Below are 16,224 nucleotides of genomic sequence, written 5' to 3'. Positions count from 1 at the left end.
TGGATCAATGGAGTGATCGTAAAAAGCGACGGTCAAGCAACCCGGGCACGCAACTCAAGAGCCCGGGATGTAGTCGTGCAAACGCCATTGGGTTCCATCTCTGCCGAGCACGTAGGTCACGCTGAAATCAGTCGGTGCCGTCTCATCAATGACGGTTCCATCAGCAGCCTGAAGGCGATCGCTGTAGGCCACCTGGGCCAGCAGTTCAATCCTCTGAGGCTTGCGGTCGACCACCTCGATGCTGGTGATGGAGGCATCAATCGACTTGGATCGCCCTGCAGCCTGATCAGCGTCCCGCTCCTGCTCCACGCGCTTCACCAGGGGCTCCCTCGCCACGACGGAAAGATCTGCCGGCTCACCGGAGAGCATCAACGCCTTGGCATCAAGCCATCCTTGGAGCAACGCCTGAAGCTCGGCTTGGGTGGGGGCCTCACTGAGCAGTGGTTCTGTGGGCGCTGAAGGCTCAAGGTCGGGCTTCAGGCTCGCGATGGGCGCGTCATCCACCAGCTCGTCATTCACCGGAGACGAAGCAGCATCGAGCTCCTGCATCTCGTCAACCTCGTCGCCTGCCTGCTGCTCAGCGGAGAGTGAAGCGGTTTCCGCCAACAGCGGCGCAGGATCCCAGGTGCGTCGAACCAGGCCGAAACCCGCGACGGTGATCCCGACCAGGGCAACAGCGGCAGCAACGGGTCGGAACCAACGTTGCTGCCAGAAACGTTGTTGCCAGAAAAGTTGTTGCCAGAACGGCGTGGCATCCGCGTCTTCGGCGTCAACGTCCTGGTCTGATTCAGCTGCGCCGCTCGAGGCCGCAAGGGATGCATCGCCTGCCATTGCCCAGGCCAGGCTGATCTCTTCAGCACCGATCTGGCGCGACGCCTTGCGATCGAGACGATCGACAAAACCCTGCACATCACGATCAGCGAACCAGGCATCCAGATCAGCACCGGAGGCATCGACGTCGCGGTATCCCGGTAGGACATCCCGTTCAAGCCAGGCCCGGCAGTATTCGCATTGCGCGGCCAACCGATCACCAGGGTGGTTCAAAAACCAGGCCTGCAGATCGGGATCTCTCAGGACGGCGAAATGCCGATCCGCATCCTTGACGTTGCCCAACAGCAGATCCAGGCAGCCAAGCAGCGGCATGGGATCGAGGTCGGCATTGGCAAGCGTCTGCAGCCGGTCGCGGGCCTGCTCGAGAAACTCAGGCTTGCGCCGCGAGAACCCTGCTGCGGTGAGAGCAAGAACAGTGAGGAAACCGGCATCGGCTGCACCCCCCTCAAACCAGCGGCTGAACAGATCGATCTGCTCCTGAACGGTGAGGAAGCGGCGGATCTGATGGAAGAACGATTCGAAATCCTCCTGACTGAGGCTGCCGGGCTGATCACCATCAGCATCGGCGGCCTCCAGACCACCTCGGGCCACGACCAGCTCATCCAACAGCGTTAAACCCCGTTGATGGGAGTCCTGATCGCCGAGATCACGGCTGAGCAGATCCAGAATTCTGAAGGGAGTCAGCCCTTGCAAGGCGTCTTCCAGCTGGCGCTGCTGATCGGGCAGCTTGCCCATCCGTTGTTGCAGCTCAATGCCGTCGATCAAAAGTTGGGCCGCCGACTCATAGCGCCGTTGGTCCTGTTCCTCCACGGCAGCATCGCGGCAGGCCAGGGCAGCCAGGAGCGTCAGGTCCGCTTCACGGCCACTGCCGAGGGCCGGGGCCTGAGGCGGTTGGAGACCCTGCCTTGCCAACTGAAAGGCCTCGAGAGCGCCATTGGACTCCCAGAGCAGCATCAGGCCCGCCACCTCACTGCTGGTGGGGAGGTCCAGGCCCACCGTGCCGTTGGGATGGGATTCACTGAGGCGCAACAGGGCTGCTTCGTACTCGGCCCTGTCGGCGGGATCGGTCAGCAGATCAGCGGAGCGGCGCAGCAAATCGGCCCTTAGGAGCAGAACCTCGTGGGTGAAGCCCTGATCCGGAGGGCTGTCACAGCGGGTTTCCAAGCGGCGCAGAATCGCCTCTGGCGCTGCCGATGGACTGACGCCCAGAAGTCGGAAATGATCGATGGGCAGATCCAACAGCGCCGCTGCGAGGAGACGCGGATCTTAGTCAGTGTCAGGGGTTTTGCCCATCACTCGTCGGTTGGCCCTTAAAGTCGATCGCAATCCCTTAGGTGGACATGGGTCAGGACCTCGCTGTCGATTCCGCTCCGATTGGCACTGCGACTGCTGGTCCCCATGCCGAACGGCTCTCCAAATTGGTGACGGCACAACGGGCCAGCGTGGACCGGGAGACCGGTCTGGAGCTGTACCGGGACATGACCCTGGGCCGGCGCTTCGAGGACAAATGCGCCGAGATGTACTACCGGGGCAAGATGTTCGGCTTCGTGCACCTCTACAACGGTCAGGAAGCGGTGAGCACCGGTGTGATCGGTGCGATGAAGCGTCAGCACGACTGGTTCTGCAGCACCTACCGCGACCACGTGCATGCCTTGAGTGCCGGCGTGCCGGCCCGCGAAGTGATGAGCGAACTCTTCGGCAAGGAGACCGGTTGCAGCAAGGGTCGTGGCGGCTCAATGCACCTGTTCTCCAAGGAGCATCACCTTCTTGGCGGCTTTGCCTTCATCGCTGAGGGCATTCCCGTGGCACTCGGATCTGCCTTCACCAGCCGCTACAAGCGCGACGCCCTCGGTGATGCCTCCAGTAACGCCGTGACAGCAGCGTTCTTCGGCGATGGAACCTGCAACAACGGTCAGTTCTTCGAGTGCATGAACATGGCGCAGCTGTGGAAGCTGCCGATCATTTTCGTTGTCGAGAACAACAAGTGGGCCATTGGCATGGCCCACGACCGGGCCACCAGTGACCCGGAGATCTGGCGCAAGGCCAGCTCCTTCGGCATGGCCGGAGAAGAAGTGGATGGCATGGACGTTCTGGCGGTGCGGGCAGCGGCCCAACGCGCCGTGGAACGGGCCAGGGCGGGTGAAGGTCCGACCTTGCTGGAGTGCCTCACCTATCGCTTCCGGGGCCACTCCCTGGCCGACCCGGACGAACTGCGGGCAGAAGAGGAGAAGCAGTTCTGGGCCAAACGTGATCCCCTCAAAGCCCTCGAGCGGGACCTGACCGAAGCGAGTCTGGTGAACAGCGAAGAGTTGCGCGCCATCGAAAAGGACATCGACGGCATCGTTCAGGACTGCGTTGACTTCGCCCTCTCGGCACCCGAGCCAGATCCCGCAGAACTCACGCGTTACATCTGGGCGGAAGACTGATTCAACCGAACGGGATCCGTTGAAACCAACGTCTCCCGAGGCGGCTCAGATGCCGCTCGGGAGACGGCGGGTGAGGTTGCGCAGCTTGCGCAGCGCCTTTAGCTCAACCTGACGCACCCGCTCGCGGGACACCTCCATCAGGCGTCCGATTTCAGCCAGGGTGTGACGCTCGTTGCCCTCAAGCCCGAAGCGCATGCGCAGCACGTGCTGCTCCTGTTCGCTGAGGTGACTCAACCAGCGGCCCAGCTGCTCGTGATGAATCCGCTGTTCCACGATCTCGAGCGGTTCATCGAGGGATGAGTCGGCGATCAGATCCCCAAGGAAGCTGCGCCCCTCCTCACCGTTGACGGGCGCATCCAGGCTGCTGGTGGTGAGCGCCTGGCGCAGCAGCGAATCCAGCTCATCCAAGGGGATGTCCATGGCTTCGGCAATCTCCACACGGCTGGGCATGGCGCCGAGCTTGTGGGCCAGATCAAGACTCACCTTGCGGATCGTGGTGAGCCGCTCACTGAGATGAACGGGAAGCCGGATGGTGCGCGACTGGCAGGCAATGGCGCGGGTCATGCTCTGGCGGATCCACCAGAAGGCATAGGTGGAGAACTTGTACCCCCGGGTGGGATCGAACTTCTCGACAGCACGCTCCAGGCCGAGGGAGCCCTCCTGAATCAGGTCGAGCAATTCCAAACCTTTGCCTTGATATTTCTTGGCAACGCTGACCACAAGACGAAGGTTGGCCTTCATCATCCGCTCTTTGGCGCGGCGACCGATCCTCAGGAGACGGCGCTGTGCCGTGGTGAGTTCTCCATCCTCGAACTCACGGGAACCGTCTTCGGTGAGGGCCATCATGGCCTGCACCTGATTGCCCAACTCGATTTCTTCAGCTGGGGTGAGGAGTGGAATTCTGCCGATGGTGGCGAGATACCAACTGACGGGGTCGCTACTGCGCCGGCGTTGCGTCTCCAGCGGCTTGGAAGCTGTGGACACCTTGGGTGCTGCGGAAGTGAATTGACTTTCCTACGAACAGAAAGAATGTCGAAGTGTTTTCAGCAACCCTTCAGATTCAGAACAGCAAACCGCAACATTTCAGATTTACGAAAGATTTAAAAGCCAAGAAAAGCTCTTTTGGGACCTGCCAGCCGAGGCAATCAAAACGAATCATTTGTTCAGACTTCGTTGAACATCGTTGTTTGCTTTTTCTGACACCGCGCTGTATTGATTTTCAAACAATCCGCAATCGCAGAAGCATCACTGGAGCGAGCACGAACGGCCGCAAAACCATGCAAAGCCGCAGCGGCAGTGAAGCTTTCCAGCCCAGGCTGCTGCTGTGCGGCCACCGCCTGGGCGCCCCAACCGGTGGCAAAACCGGCCAGCACGTCACCCAGGCCGGTGCGGGCCACCCGGGGGATCGTGCCGGTCAGCACCACGGCTGCACCCGATGGATCCGCCAGCACCGAATGCGCCCCCTTCAGCAAAATGCAGCAACCGCTGCAGCGGGCTGCGGACATCGCCCTTTCCAGCGCGTCACCTGCTCCACAGTCTGGAAACAACCGCGCAAACTCGGCCGCATGGGGCGTGAGCCAGGTGGGCCCCCGCCGCTTCAACAACCAACGCCACCCCTCCGGACTGGTCGCCAGACCGTTGATGCCATCGGCATCGAGCACCAGCAAACCAGCAACGCTGAGCATCTGCTCCGACCACTGGTTCCACCATTGGCTGGACTCCCCCAGACCAGGACCGACCAAAACCGCATCCAGCCGCTCTGGAATCACCGCGTCCTCCAGTTGCATCACCTCCGGCAACACCTGCCACAAGCCGGATTGCAGACGGGGCGGAACAACGGCCTGAACACAGCCGCAGCCACTGGCCATGGCCCCCCGCAGCGCCAGATGTGCTGCGCCGGGATAATTATCACTGCCCGCCACCACCAGGCAGCGGCCCCGTTCGTATTTCATCGCCGTGGGCGGCAGCGGCGGTAACGGGGCCGAGCAGGCCTCTCTCACCGGCAGGCGGCGGGGCAGGACCGCAGCGACGTTGCCCATCACCGAAGGCGACAAGCCCAGATCGATCCGCACCAGCGCACCCACCCAGGGACGGGCCGGGTCCAGACACAACCCGCGCTTGATCCAGCCAACGCTGAGGGTGACCGAGGCACAAGCTGCCTGCTCGCCCAACACGGTTCCTTGGTCGGAACAAAGGCCTGACGGCAGATCCAGGCTGATCAACGACCCAGGCTGCAGCTGCTGCCGACGCCGGAACAAATCCGCCAAGAACTCAGGCAGCGGCCGACTCTGGCCGAGCCCGAACACCGCATCCAGCCACAGTGCGGCTCCGCCGGCGTCGGGCTCGTCAGCCAGGCGCTGCAGACCAAACCACTCGCCATTGCGCAGATGTTCAGCGGTGAGGGGCTTGCGAATCGGCAGGGGACACCACAACGACACCTCAACGCCAGCAAGATGCAACTCCCGGGCCACCACGAGACCATCGCCACCGTTGTGACCGGGCCCCACCAGGACAACCACGCCATGGCGCAGCAGATCCCGGCGCGCCAGCAGCCAAGCCGCCATGGCCAGCCCCACCTTCTCCATCAAGGCCGCAACAGGCATGCCGCTGTCGAACAACCTCTGTTCAACAGCGGCCATGGACGCGGCATCCACGAGCAGATGATCGGAATCAGCGGGAGGCCACACCAGTTGCGGTTGCCGGGACCTCACTATGGAGAGAACTCCCTGCGCCGCCCATGGCCGTTGGATCCACCAAAACCCGCGCTGGAGAGGCTGCTCTTGAGCGCCTCCGGCAATGGCCAGGGGAGCACCGCGTGGCCGTTGGTCTTTCTGGAGGCGTCGACAGTTCCCTGACGGCGGCACTGCTGGTGGAGGCGGGCTGGCAGGTGGAAGCCCTGACCCTCTGGCTGATGAGCGGGAAAGGGGCCTGTTGCGCCGAGGGGCTGGTGGATGCAGCCGGCATCTGTGAGCAGCTCGGCATTCCCCATCACGTGGTGGACACACGGGAGACGTTCCAGCAGGAGATCGTGCAACGGCTGGTGGATGGTTATCGCGATGGGATCACGCCATTGCCCTGCTCCCAGTGCAATCGATCGGTGAAATTCGGACCGATGCTTGATTGGGCCCTGCAGGAGCGCAAGCTGCCCCGCATCGCCACCGGCCACTACGCCCGGATCCGCCATGGCGGCGATCAAGGGCGCCATCAGCTGTTGCGGGGCCTCGACACCCGCAAGGACCAGAGCTATTTCCTCTACGACCTGCCTCAGGAGGTTCTGGGGCGCATCGTTTTTCCCTTGGGGGAACTGACCAAACCCGATACAAGGCTCGAAGCCGCCCGCCACGGCCTGCGCACCGCAGAAAAACCGGAAAGCCAGGATCTTTGCCTGGCCGACCACCACGGATCGATGCGGGCGTTCCTGGATGCCTATCTGCCCCCGCGGCAGGGGGAAATCGTGCTTTCGGACGGAACTGTTGTGGGCGAGCACGACGGCATCGAACACTTCACCATCGGCCAACGCAAAGGGCTCGGTGTGGCCTGGCGCGAACCGCTTCACGTCATCCGACTTGACGCTGCGATGAATCGAGTGGTCGTCGCACCCCGGGCCGAAGCCGGCCGAGACAGCTGCGTGGTGGGTGCGGTGAACTGGGTGTCGATTGACCCGATCGAGGCGCCGCGAACCGTTGAGGTGCAAGTGCGCTACCGCAGTACGCCGGTGCGTGCGGAGCTTTCACCCCTCCCTGCCACTGAGGCCGATCAGCAGCGGCAGCGGCCCCACCGCTGCCGCCTCAGCTTTGAGGAGGAGCAGTTCTCGATCACGCCAGGCCAGGCGGCGGTTTTCTACGACGGCGACACCGTTCTGGGTGGGGGGCTGATCCAACGGGAATAGGGCGTGACGCGCTGGCGCACCTGAACGAGGGCCTCAGCGACGCCTGGAGCCTCAGGCGCAAGCAACCACTGCACCGACCCGTTGGCCGAAATCAGCGCCGTTGGGCCCGTGTTGCCAACGCTGAGCAGATCCCGTCCTGTCTCGATCGCCCGTAACTGCGCCAGGGCCAGGAACTGCTTCTGCAGCTGCAGCGGGTAGGGGTCGAGATTGGCGATGGCCAGGAGCCAGGTGGCGCCATCGGCAGCGGCCCGTGCCAAAGCCACACCATCCGCGATCTCGTAGCAGATCGCAACGGCCGCAGGGGGTTCAACCACCTCCATCGTTCTCGGGGCCGGACCGGGGGTCAATCCACCCACCGCAGACAGTCCTGCCGTCAGCCCGGCGGGCAGGGGCGGGACCCATTCCCCGATCGGCACCAGACGGTGCTTGTCAGCCAGAGGCACGGGAAACCAGTCGGGCGGCTCGTACAGCAACAGAGAACTGCGTTGCTGACCCCGCACCCAACGAAATCCGCCACTGATCAGAGGAATCGCTGGAGCCTCAACCGGCAGCTGAAAACGCGCCGGCAGCGCTCCTTCCGGAGCCACCACAGCAGCCGGACTGGTGGGCTCGAGCTGACGCATCGCCTCCACCAGATCTTGGGGAAGCGCCTGTTGACGCTCCAGATCGAACTTTTCTCGCGTGGGAACAGCGGGTTGCCAGACCCCCAGAGCAACGGAACCGACCGGCGGCGGCGGCGCCAACAACAGCCAGCTGCCCAAGCCATGGGCCAGAAGCACACTGGCCAATCCGAGCAGGCCCCAGCGACGCCAGGCTGCGGGTTGCTCGAACAGCGCCAGCAGGCAGCAGCCCCAGCACAACTGCAGCCAGGTCAGCCCTCCGGAACCGAACCAGCGGGCCAATCCCGCCAGGGGGCGGTCCCAGGGAAGGGTGGTGCCGCCGACGCCGATCCAGAACAACGGCGACCCCGACAGCACCAGTTCAGCCATGGCCCAGAGCCCGGCCAGCAGCATCAGCCGCACTGGACGCGGCCAACGGCGAGGCAGACGCCGCGACAGAACAGACCATCCGGCCAGGAGCAGAGCGGCAAGGCTCCCGCAGGCCAACCAGAGGGCCAGCGCCACAGGCAGGCTGAGCCAGGCCGGAACGCCCATCCAGGTGAGTGGATGCAGGGCCAGCAACCAGCGGTGGCTGAACAAAACGGCCAGCAGTCCCCAGGCCGCCGACCAGCGGGGACGCTCAACCACGGACCAGAGCAGCGCCAGGGCAGGGACCATCAGCAGGGGGCCGCCGAGGGAGGGAGCCACACCTGCCAGAACGCCGCCCAACAGGGCCCGCGATCCGGCCTGCAGTTGGTGATTGCCCATGGTCAGCAGTCCCGGCCAAAGGCATCCTGGATCGAACACGCCCACCTGTCGCCATGGATGCCGCGAATCCTCTTCAGCAACTGCTGCTCCGCGGCCTGGGCACCACCACCCTCGTTGCTGAGCGTCTGCGCGGCGTCACCCAGAACTGGGTGAGCAGTGGCCGGCTGGATCCGAACGAAGCGTCCGCATTGGTGGACGACGTGCTCAAGGCCCTGCGCGGGGAAACCCCCGAACTGGAACAGCAGATGGGGCGCAACCTGGAACGCAACCGCGACAACCTGCTCCAGGACTTCGGCGTTCCAAGCCAGAAGGAAGTGGATGAGCTGCGCGGCCGCATTGATCGCCTCGAGCAACAGCTGCGGCAGATGAACCGGCCTGAATGAACGCCGACGCCGCTGACCGGGGGTCAGAATCAGCGCAACAGAAGCCTTTCCGTGCGCGACATCATCATCAGCACAACGGTCTGTGTGGCCTGCCTGCTCCTGGCCCTGGTCAGCCAGATCGTGGCCCCCTCCACCGTTTCCGCAGCACCGGCGCAGCCTGCTGCCGTTCGCAGCGAGGCTTCGAAACCCCAGAAGGCGTTGAGCTTCGAACTCGACCCTGACGACCCCAACCCGACTCTTTTCGCCATGGCCAACGATTCCGCTCCCGCCGACGCCTCAGCCCTCGGCGGCCCCCTCGATGCCCCCGACACCACCATCACCGCCAGTGGTCTGAAAATCATCGAGCTGGAGGTGGGCAGCGGCGACGAGGCCACCCCCGGCCAAACGGTGGTGGTGCACTACCGCGGCACCCTGGAAGATGGACTGCAGTTCGATGCCAGCTACGACCGGGGCACCCCTTTCAGCTTCCCCCTCGGGGCTGGCCGGGTGATCAAGGGCTGGGATGAAGGCGTCGCCGGCATGAAAGTGGGCGGCAAGCGCAAGCTGGTGATCCCTTCCGACCTCGCCTACGGAAGCCGTGGCGCCGGTGGTGTGATTCCCCCCAACGCAACCTTGATCTTCGAGGTGGAACTGCTCGACGTGAAGAAGTAAGCGGAAGCTAGGCTCATCTCAAGCCAATTCCGCTCTGAACCGATGCTGCGCTCGGCCCTTTCCGCCCTTGCATGTGCCCTCCCTGCCCCTGTGGCAGAAGCCCACTGCGACGGTCCTTGTGGCGTGTACGACACGGCTTCCGCTCGCGTGGCAGCCGAAGCCGTGCTTTCGATGACCAAAAAGCTAAAGGCGATGGAAGCTCCCGCCGCTGGTGACGCCGCTGCCCTGGCTGCTTACAACAACACCTTCGGCCGCTATGTGGCCATCAAGGAAGAGGAAGCACAAAAGACCAAGAAAGAACTGTTGATCCTCTGGACCGACTACTTCAAGCCCGATCACCTGGCCACCTTCCCCGACCTGCACGACACCTTCTGGAAAGCAGCCAAGCTCTGCAGCGCCTGCAAGGTGAACATCGATCAGGCCAAGGCCGAGGAACTGATGGCCGCCGTTGAAAAAATCCACGGCATGTTCTGGCAGTCCAAGGGCCGTTCCGACGCCTGGGTCACCGCATCCTGAGTTCAAACAGAACCCATCCCCCCATCGCAGCAGCAGGTCTTCGCGACCTGTTGCTTTTTTTTTGTGGGCGACGTCTGATGCTGCGCATCGATGGACGCTCGATGCAACCCACCCTTGAACCGGGAGACCGGGTTTTGGTAAGACGGCTTGGACAGAAGGCCGCACCCAGCCTTGGATCCGTGGTCGTGACCTGGCATCCCCAGCGAAGCGAGCTGCGCCTGATCAAGCGCCTCAGCCGAGTGGACAGCACAGGACTTTGGTTGCTGGGAGACAACCCCGCTGAAAGCACCGATAGCCGCCAACTCGGAGCGGTGCCAGCCAAGCTGTTGATTGGTGAGGTGGTGGGCCGGCTCCCGCTCGGGGAATCAGAACAGAGCCGGTGAGGTCTTCTGCAGCCAGATGGCTCCGGTGATGATTGAGAGAGCACCCGTACCGCCCACGAGGAAGGGCATCAGCCGGGCACCGCTGCGGAGGGTGAGAAACGAGACAACCGACACAACGGCCACCATGGCGCCGATGGATCCAAGCAAGTAGGCCACGAGGTAGCCCACAGCGGCATGGGGAGGCAGGGCCAAAGCAGGGATCACAGCAAGCAGGTGACTGGCCCCCGCCAGTCCATGCAGCAAGCCCAGGCCCGAGGAGGCATGGACGTGGCGACGGTGGTTGCTGTCGCCGCGCACATGCAGATGAAGATGACGATGCTCTGCGGCACCGTCGTGGCGGTGCTCATGGGTGTGCAGTTCCAGCCCGAACGCTGTGCGCACGGCAAGGGCACCCACCACCAGCAGGGCCACACCCACCAAAAATTCCGCCCAAGACGACATGGCCTCCACGTGGGCCAGGTCTTTCAGACCAATGGCGATCAACGCCAGAACCACAACTCCGGTGGAATGACCAACGCCCCAAGCGAGGGCATGTCGAAAGGCGGCCCATGGCTTGCTCAGGGAGAAGGGCGCCATTGCCACCAGGTGATCAGCACCACCGACCACATGAACGGCCCCGGCTGCGACACCGGTCAAAACGCTAATCAGCACAAAGAACCGCCTGAATGTCGCAATTCTGCATCAGCAGTGAAAGAGGAACGGCCTTAACCGGGCTGGATCAACTGCACCAAACCAGCTTCAACATCCGGCTGGCGCATCAGGGCTTCCCCCACCAGCACAGCCCCGGCACCGGCGGCCTGCACACGGTCGAGATCGGCCCGGCTGAACAGACCCGATTCACTCACCAGCAGCACCCCCTGTTGGTTCAACCGGTCGTTGAAATCGACCAGCAGCCGCTCGGTCGTGGCCAGATCCGTCTCGAAGCTGGTGAGATCACGGTTGTTGATTCCGATGAGAGGGAAGCCACCAATGCTCAGCACACGGTCCATTTCGGTGGCGTCGTGAACCTCCACCAACACGGTGAGGCCCAGAGCCGCCGCAGCCTTGTTGAGATAACGAAGATCCTGATCCGAAAGGATGGCAGCAATCAGCAGCACCGCGTCAGCCCCGGCCGCCTTGGCCTGGAACAGCTGATAGGGGCTCAGCACAAACTCCTTGCAGAGCAGAGGCAGGTCTACGGCCTGACGCACCTGCACCAGGACATCAAAGCCGCCCTGGAAGAAGGTTTTGTCGGTGAGCACCGAGAGGCAACTTGCACCGCCAGCGGCATAGGCCTTGGCGATCGCCACCGGGTCGAAATCCTCACGGATCACCCCTTTGCTAGGGCTCGCTTTTTTCACCTCAGCGATCACCGCTGGTTTCGTGGCGGCCGCCTGAAGCGCCCCCAGGAAATCCTTGGTGGGGGGAAGCTTGGCAATCTGCTGCTTCAGGTTATCGAGGGGAACCTTGTCGCGGGCGGCATCGATCTCACGATCTTTTTCCCAGACAATCTTCTCGAGGATGTGACGCGGTTCCTCGTCGTCGTGGGGCACCGCATATTCGAGATGGGCCACCCGCACCTTGGGGTTGGGGGGACGACGGCGGATCTCCATGGAAGAGGGAAATGACTGGAACGAAAAAGCGGGACGGGATCAGGCGGCCAGCTGGGCGGCTGCTTGCTTGTAAGCGACCTCCACCACCTCGCTGAGGGTTGGGTGGGTGTGCACTTCGGTGGCGAGCTGAAGCACGCTCTGGCGCCGGGCAACGGCATTGGCCACCTCCTGGATCAGGTCGGCGGCGTGAAGTCCATAGATGTGGGCGCCAAGCACTTCACCACTGGTTTTGTTGAACAGCAACTTCATCAGGCCATCGCTATCCAGCTCAGCCAGAGCTTTGGAATTGGCCTTGAAGTAGCTGCGAACGGAACCAAGCTGGAAGCCATCCTTCTCCGCCAAAGCTTTGGCATCCGCCTCGGTCAGGCCAACAGAGCTGATCTCGGGATGGGTGAAGGTGGCTGCCGGAATGCTGCGGTAATCGATCTCGCGCCCATGGCCAAGGATGTTGTCCACCGCAACGGTGCCTTGGGCAGCAGCCGTGTGGGCCAGCATCAGCTTGCCGGTCACGTCGCCGACGGCCCAGAGATGGGGAACAGGTTGGCCATTCACCAGAACGCGCATGGCGTCGTCGATCGGAACGAAGCCACGGTTCGTCTCCACATTGAGTGACTCGAGGTTGAGGCCCTTGCTGCTGGGAACACGCCCGGTGGCCACCAGAACGGCATCCACCTCCAGGGTCTCCACCAGTTCACGGCTGTTGAAATCAGCCAGTTCGATCTGCACGGGACAGCCCGGGGTGACCTTGCGGGCCAGCAGACCGGAACGCGCATCGATATCGCGACCATCAATCAGATGACGCCCAGCGATCTTGGCGATGTCGGGATCAAAGGTGGGCATCACCTTGTCCATGGCCTCGATCATCGTCACCTCGCAACCGAGGGCGGTATACACATCAGCGAATTCAAGGCCGATGTAACCGCTGCCGATGATGGCGATCCAACGGGGCAGCCATTCCAGGTTGATGGCTTCGTCGCTGGTGAACACCGTGCGGCCATCGGTTTCGATGCCTGGCGGCACGAAGGGATCAGACCCCGTGGCGATGATCACGTCCTTGGCGGTCAGCACCCTGTCCACCCCGCTGGGCTCCCGCAGCCCCACCTTCTGGCTGCCCTCCAGACGGCCGTGGCCTCGGAGGATCGTCACCCCTGCCCGCTCAAGGGTTTTGGTGAGGTTGGTGCGAATGGTCTGAACCAGCTGATTGGCGTGATCAGCGATCTTCTGCCGCTCGAACCGCACAGGAGCAGCATGAATTCCAAAGCTCGCGAGGTGCTTGTCGTCCGCCAGTTCCCGCACTTTTCCACTGGCTGCCAGCAGCGCCTTGGAGGGAACACAGCCCCTGTTCACACAGGTGCCACCCATATCTCGGGATTCAACGATCGCCGTCTTCAGGCCGTGTTCGGCGGCATGTTTGGCAGCGTCGAAGCCGCCGTAGCCGGCTCCAATAACAATGACGTCGAAGTCGAAGCTGGCGTCGCTCACCCGAACTGCTGCGATGTGGCGGTCATTGTCGCTCTTCGCCGCTCCAGAAGGAGAGGAACAGCGGCAGACGCCACATTCAGGGATTCCACCCGTGCGCTGTGGGGGAGCGTGACGGCATGGGTGCAGCAGGCCTGCAGGTCCGGATGCAGACCTGCACCCTCGGTTCCCAGCACCAGTGCCGTCGGCAGCGTCCAGTCGAGATCCCAGTAGGGAACAGGTGGGTCAGCCTTGGTCGCATCGGGCACAAGGGTGGCCACCACCTGCACACCCAAGGCCACCAGCTGCTTCAGTTCCTGCTGAAGCTGTGAAATCGCCATCGCTTCGCTCGGGCCAAAGCGTTGATGCGGCAGCTGAAGCAGAGCACCGGCAGAGGCCCGCAACACCTTCGTGCCGAGGGGATCAACACCAGCTCCCATCCAGACCGCGTTGACGTCAGCCGCCAGGGCTGTGCGCAGCAATGTGCCCAGATTTCCAGGATCCTGAATCCGATCCAGGACAAGGAGAAAATCCAGCTCTGGAGGGACAGTGGGCAGTCGATCCAGGGGGCTCAGGCAGGCAACACCATCGGGTGTGACCGTTGTGAGCGAAGCCCGCAACACCTCATCGGTGACGATCCGCCACCGCGTCTGGGAACAACGTGCAGCCAGGGCCGAATGACCTTGCAACCAGGCTTCGGTCGCGATGATTTCCTCGGGCGCGTTGCCCTGCCTGAGAACTTCCTGCAACAGGTGGGTGCCCTCAAGAAGCAACAGCCCCTCGGCCTCTCGCCCCGCACGGGTGGCCAGGGTTCGCAGCCGTTTGACCAGGGGATTGCGTCGGCTGCTGATCAGGGGAGAGGAGGAATCCAGAGAACGACTCAGAACGCTGCGTGTTTGCGCACGTTCAGGCCTTTGTGAACGCTCAGATTTTCGCCATCCAACTCAAGGCCGTTGATGGCTGCGATCTCCCCCTTGATTCCCTCCGCCGCAAGGTTTTCGATCATCTTTTTGATCACTTGATCCTCAACGGTGGTGTGATCGATGGAATCAGGAGTAAGCAGCTCAAGGAACTTGCCAACCTTGGAAGCAACAACTTCCGAAGCGTTGGAGATCTTGAGAACGATCATGGTTGTCGAGAACTGCTACCCGACAAAGTTAGTGCGGATGGGGAGACTTGAACTCCCACGATGTTGCCACCACTAGTACCTGAAACTAGCGCGTCTACCAATTCCGCCACATCCGCTGGCGTGTCGTGTTCGACCGGATGAACATAGGGCATCGCCGATCCGTGACTGCCCCGGCCCCGTAACAAACTGTCCAGTTTGGACGCCGGCCGTCTAGACGGTCTCAAAGACTGTTGCCAAAATCCGGACATTGGGGATCAGCTCATCGATGATGGCCGTTGCAGAAGCGTCTCAGGAGAGTCTCAAGCAACGCCTCAATGTCAGCGGCGGACATTTATTGAAGGGAACGCTTCGTGTCAGCGGTGCGAAGAACTCCGCCCTGGTGCTGATGACAGCCAGCCTCCTGAGTGAGGAGACCATTGAGCTGACCAACATTCCCTCTCTCACAGACATCGATGGCATGAGCGCCATCCTTGAAGCTTTGGGGGTTCAGGTCGACAGGCAGTCGGACTGCATTCGCCTCACCGCCGCCGAGCTCAATGGCTCGGCACCTCCCTACGAGCTGGTCAACAGCCTTCGCGCCAGTTTTTTCAGTATTGGCCCCCTGCTCGGACGCCTAGGACACGCGCAGGTCCCCCTTCCAGGGGGATGCCGCATCGGGGCTCGTCCCGTTGTCGAACACATCCGCGGCCTGAAAGCCCTCGGCGCCGTCGTCAACGTGGAGCACGGAATTGTCACGGCCTCAGTGCCCGGCAGCAAAAAACGCCTGACAGGCGCTCAGATCGTGCTCGACTGCCCCAGCGTTGGCGCCACCGAAACCATTCTGATGGCAGCGGTGCTGGCCGATGGGGTCTCCACCATCGAAAACGCTGCTCAGGAACCTGAAGTGCAGGACCTGGCCAACCTGCTCAACAGCATGGGCGCCCAGGTGAGCGGCGCTGGCGGCCCGGTGATCACCGTTCAAGGGGTGGAGCGGCTCCGTGGTTGCACCAACTATCCGGTGATCCCGGATCGCATCGAAGCCGGAACGTTCCTGATGGCAGCCGCCATCACCCGCTCACCACTGGTGGTGGAGCCCGTGATTCCCGAGCATCTCAGCGCTGTGATCCAAAAGCTTCGCGATTGCGGCTGCTCCATCGAGATCAAGGGGAGAGCCGTGACGATCACCCCCGGCGAGATCACGGCCGTGGACATCACCACCCAACCGTTTCCCGGGTTTCCAACCGATCTTCAGGCACCGTTCATGGCCCTGATGTGCACCGCGAAGGGCACCAGCGTGATCAGCGAGAAGATCTATGAAAACCGGCTGCAACATGTGGCCGAGCTGCAGCGCATGGGGGCATCGATTCGGCTCAAGGGCAGCACAGCCATCGTTGAAGGCGTGGCTCAGCTGAGCGCGGCGCCCGTCACCGGCACCGACCTCCGTGCAGCCGCTGCCATGGTGCTGGCTGGCCTCTCCGCTAAAGGAATCACCGAAGTGGCTGGTCTGAAGCACCTTGATCGGGGCTACGACGACCTCGCAGCCAAGCTCAGCGCTGCCGGCGCTGAGGTGAAGCGCAACATCCTCTGAAGAGGGGCCCTTCAATCAATACAATCCCTGTG

16 protein-coding genes and 1 tRNA gene are annotated in these 16,224 nt (G+C 62.6%); 7 read left to right on the top strand and 10 right to left on the bottom strand.

The features are described from left to right. Positions 1-54: 54 nt before the first annotated feature. A complete protein-coding gene (locus DXY35_RS08725; RefSeq protein ID WP_115081977.1) occupies positions 55-2,070 on the bottom strand; it encodes an ARC6/PARC6 family protein in 2,016 nt (671 codons plus the stop codon). Between the two features lie 101 nt (positions 2,071-2,171). On the opposite strand from DXY35_RS08725, the gene pdhA reads away from it, so the two are divergent. After that, positions 2,172-3,257 carry a pyruvate dehydrogenase (acetyl-transferring) E1 component subunit alpha gene (pdhA, locus tag DXY35_RS08720; RefSeq protein WP_115081976.1) on the top strand — a complete coding sequence of 362 codons (1,086 nt, stop codon included), beginning with the start codon at positions 2,172-2,174 and terminating at the stop codon, positions 3,255-3,257. Between the two features lie 45 nt (positions 3,258-3,302). On the opposite strand, the gene DXY35_RS08715 is transcribed toward pdhA, so the two are convergent. Both DXY35_RS08715 and DXY35_RS08710 read right to left on the bottom strand, forming a co-directional pair. Next, the gene (locus tag DXY35_RS08715; protein ID WP_114988423.1) at positions 3,303-4,241 is read right to left on the bottom strand and encodes an RpoD/SigA family RNA polymerase sigma factor; all 939 of its coding nucleotides are present in this window, start codon (positions 4,239-4,241) and stop codon (positions 3,303-3,305) included. Between the two features lie 179 nt (positions 4,242-4,420). Continuing rightward, positions 4,421-5,944 carry an NAD(P)H-hydrate dehydratase gene (locus DXY35_RS08710; protein ID WP_115081975.1) on the bottom strand — a complete coding sequence of 508 codons (1,524 nt, stop codon included), beginning with the start codon at positions 5,942-5,944 and terminating at the stop codon, positions 4,421-4,423. Positions 5,945-5,994: 50 nt separating this feature from the next. Between DXY35_RS08710 and mnmA the strand changes: the two genes are divergently transcribed. After that, positions 5,995-7,146 carry a tRNA 2-thiouridine(34) synthase MnmA gene (gene mnmA, locus DXY35_RS08705; protein ID WP_115081974.1) on the top strand — a complete coding sequence of 384 codons (1,152 nt, stop codon included), beginning with the start codon at positions 5,995-5,997 and terminating at the stop codon, positions 7,144-7,146. Here the strand turns inward: mnmA and DXY35_RS08700 are convergent. Continuing rightward, a complete protein-coding gene (locus DXY35_RS08700; RefSeq protein WP_115082456.1) occupies positions 7,098-8,513 on the bottom strand; it encodes an apolipoprotein N-acyltransferase in 1,416 nt (471 codons plus the stop codon). The two genes, mnmA and DXY35_RS08700, sit on opposite strands and share 49 nt — an antisense overlap. Positions 8,514-8,566: 53 nt before the next feature. Between DXY35_RS08700 and DXY35_RS08695 the strand changes: the two genes are divergently transcribed. The 4 genes from DXY35_RS08695 to sodX all read left to right on the top strand — a co-directional run bounded on the left by DXY35_RS08695 (position 8,567) and on the right by sodX (position 10,446). Next, entirely contained in the window at positions 8,567-8,896 is a 330-nt protein-coding gene (locus DXY35_RS08695; RefSeq protein ID WP_006850663.1) for a phasin family protein, read from the top strand. A gap of 51 nt (positions 8,897-8,947) precedes the next feature. Then, on the top strand, positions 8,948-9,547 hold the full coding sequence (locus tag DXY35_RS08690) for an FKBP-type peptidyl-prolyl cis-trans isomerase (RefSeq protein ID WP_115008753.1): 600 nt from the start codon (positions 8,948-8,950) through the stop codon (positions 9,545-9,547). A gap of 42 nt (positions 9,548-9,589) precedes the next feature. Continuing rightward, on the top strand, positions 9,590-10,063 hold the full coding sequence (sodN, locus tag DXY35_RS08685; protein ID WP_115081973.1) for a superoxide dismutase, Ni: 474 nt from the start codon (positions 9,590-9,592) through the stop codon (positions 10,061-10,063). A gap of 77 nt (positions 10,064-10,140) precedes the next feature. After that, positions 10,141-10,446, top strand: a complete 306-nt coding sequence (sodX, locus tag DXY35_RS08680; protein ID WP_244273046.1) for a nickel-type superoxide dismutase maturation protease — start codon at positions 10,141-10,143, stop codon at positions 10,444-10,446. On the opposite strand, the gene DXY35_RS08675 is transcribed toward sodX, so the two are convergent. From DXY35_RS08675 to DXY35_RS08650, 6 genes are all read right to left on the bottom strand, one after another. Then, positions 10,429-11,097 (bottom strand): hydantoin utilization protein A, encoded by a 669-nt coding sequence (locus DXY35_RS08675; RefSeq protein WP_115081971.1) that lies wholly within the window; start codon positions 11,095-11,097, stop codon positions 10,429-10,431. The genes sodX and DXY35_RS08675 overlap by 18 nt on opposite strands. A 53-nt stretch (positions 11,098-11,150) precedes the next feature. Beyond that, entirely contained in the window at positions 11,151-12,038 is an 888-nt protein-coding gene (gene trpC, locus DXY35_RS08670; RefSeq protein ID WP_115081970.1) for an indole-3-glycerol phosphate synthase TrpC, read from the bottom strand. 39 nt (positions 12,039-12,077) lie between these two features. Next, a complete protein-coding gene (gene lpdA, locus DXY35_RS08665; protein WP_115081969.1) occupies positions 12,078-13,520 on the bottom strand; it encodes a dihydrolipoyl dehydrogenase in 1,443 nt (480 codons plus the stop codon). After that, the gene (locus tag DXY35_RS08660) at positions 13,517-14,350 is read right to left on the bottom strand and encodes an RNA methyltransferase (protein WP_115081968.1); all 834 of its coding nucleotides are present in this window, start codon (positions 14,348-14,350) and stop codon (positions 13,517-13,519) included. Before DXY35_RS08660 ends, lpdA begins: the two co-directional genes overlap by 4 nt. A gap of 26 nt (positions 14,351-14,376) precedes the next feature. After that, entirely contained in the window at positions 14,377-14,625 is a 249-nt protein-coding gene (locus tag DXY35_RS08655) for a hypothetical protein (protein ID WP_114988434.1), read from the bottom strand. Positions 14,626-14,657: 32 nt separating this feature from the next. Continuing rightward, positions 14,658-14,741, bottom strand: a tRNA-Leu gene (locus DXY35_RS08650). 149 nt (positions 14,742-14,890) lie between these two features. On the opposite strand from DXY35_RS08650, the gene murA reads away from it, so the two are divergent. Continuing rightward, entirely contained in the window at positions 14,891-16,192 is a 1,302-nt protein-coding gene (gene murA, locus DXY35_RS08645) for a UDP-N-acetylglucosamine 1-carboxyvinyltransferase (protein WP_115081967.1), read from the top strand. Positions 16,193-16,224 lie beyond the last annotated feature (32 nt).

The organism is Synechococcus sp. N32, from assembly GCF_900473895.1.
Lineage (GTDB): Bacteria > Cyanobacteriota > Cyanobacteriia > PCC-6307 > Cyanobiaceae > Parasynechococcus.
The sequence above is the reverse complement of the archived record's forward strand: the minus strand, read 5'-3'. Positions and strand labels throughout refer to the sequence as shown.

Bases quoted from the DNA above. Each gene is read 5' to 3' on its own strand.
- pdhA (WP_115081976.1), top strand. From the start codon at position 2,172: ATGGGTCAGGACCTCGCTGTCGATTCCGCTCCGATTGGCACTGCGACT.
- mnmA (WP_115081974.1), top strand. From the start codon at position 5,995: ATGGCCGTTGGATCCACCAAAACCCGCGCTGGAGAGGCTGCTCTTGAG.
- DXY35_RS08700 (WP_115082456.1), bottom strand. From the start codon at position 8,513: ATGGGCAATCACCAACTGCAGGCCGGATCGCGGGCCCTGTTGGGCGGC.
- DXY35_RS08695 (WP_006850663.1), top strand. From the start codon at position 8,567: ATGGATGCCGCGAATCCTCTTCAGCAACTGCTGCTCCGCGGCCTGGGC.
- sodN (WP_115081973.1), top strand. From the start codon at position 9,590: ATGCTGCGCTCGGCCCTTTCCGCCCTTGCATGTGCCCTCCCTGCCCCT.
- sodX (WP_244273046.1), top strand. From the start codon at position 10,141: ATGCTGCGCATCGATGGACGCTCGATGCAACCCACCCTTGAACCGGGA.
- trpC (WP_115081970.1), bottom strand. From the start codon at position 12,038: ATGGAGATCCGCCGTCGTCCCCCCAACCCCAAGGTGCGGGTGGCCCAT.
- DXY35_RS08655 (WP_114988434.1), bottom strand. From the start codon at position 14,625: ATGATCGTTCTCAAGATCTCCAACGCTTCGGAAGTTGTTGCTTCCAAG.
- murA (WP_115081967.1), top strand. From the start codon at position 14,891: ATGATGGCCGTTGCAGAAGCGTCTCAGGAGAGTCTCAAGCAACGCCTC.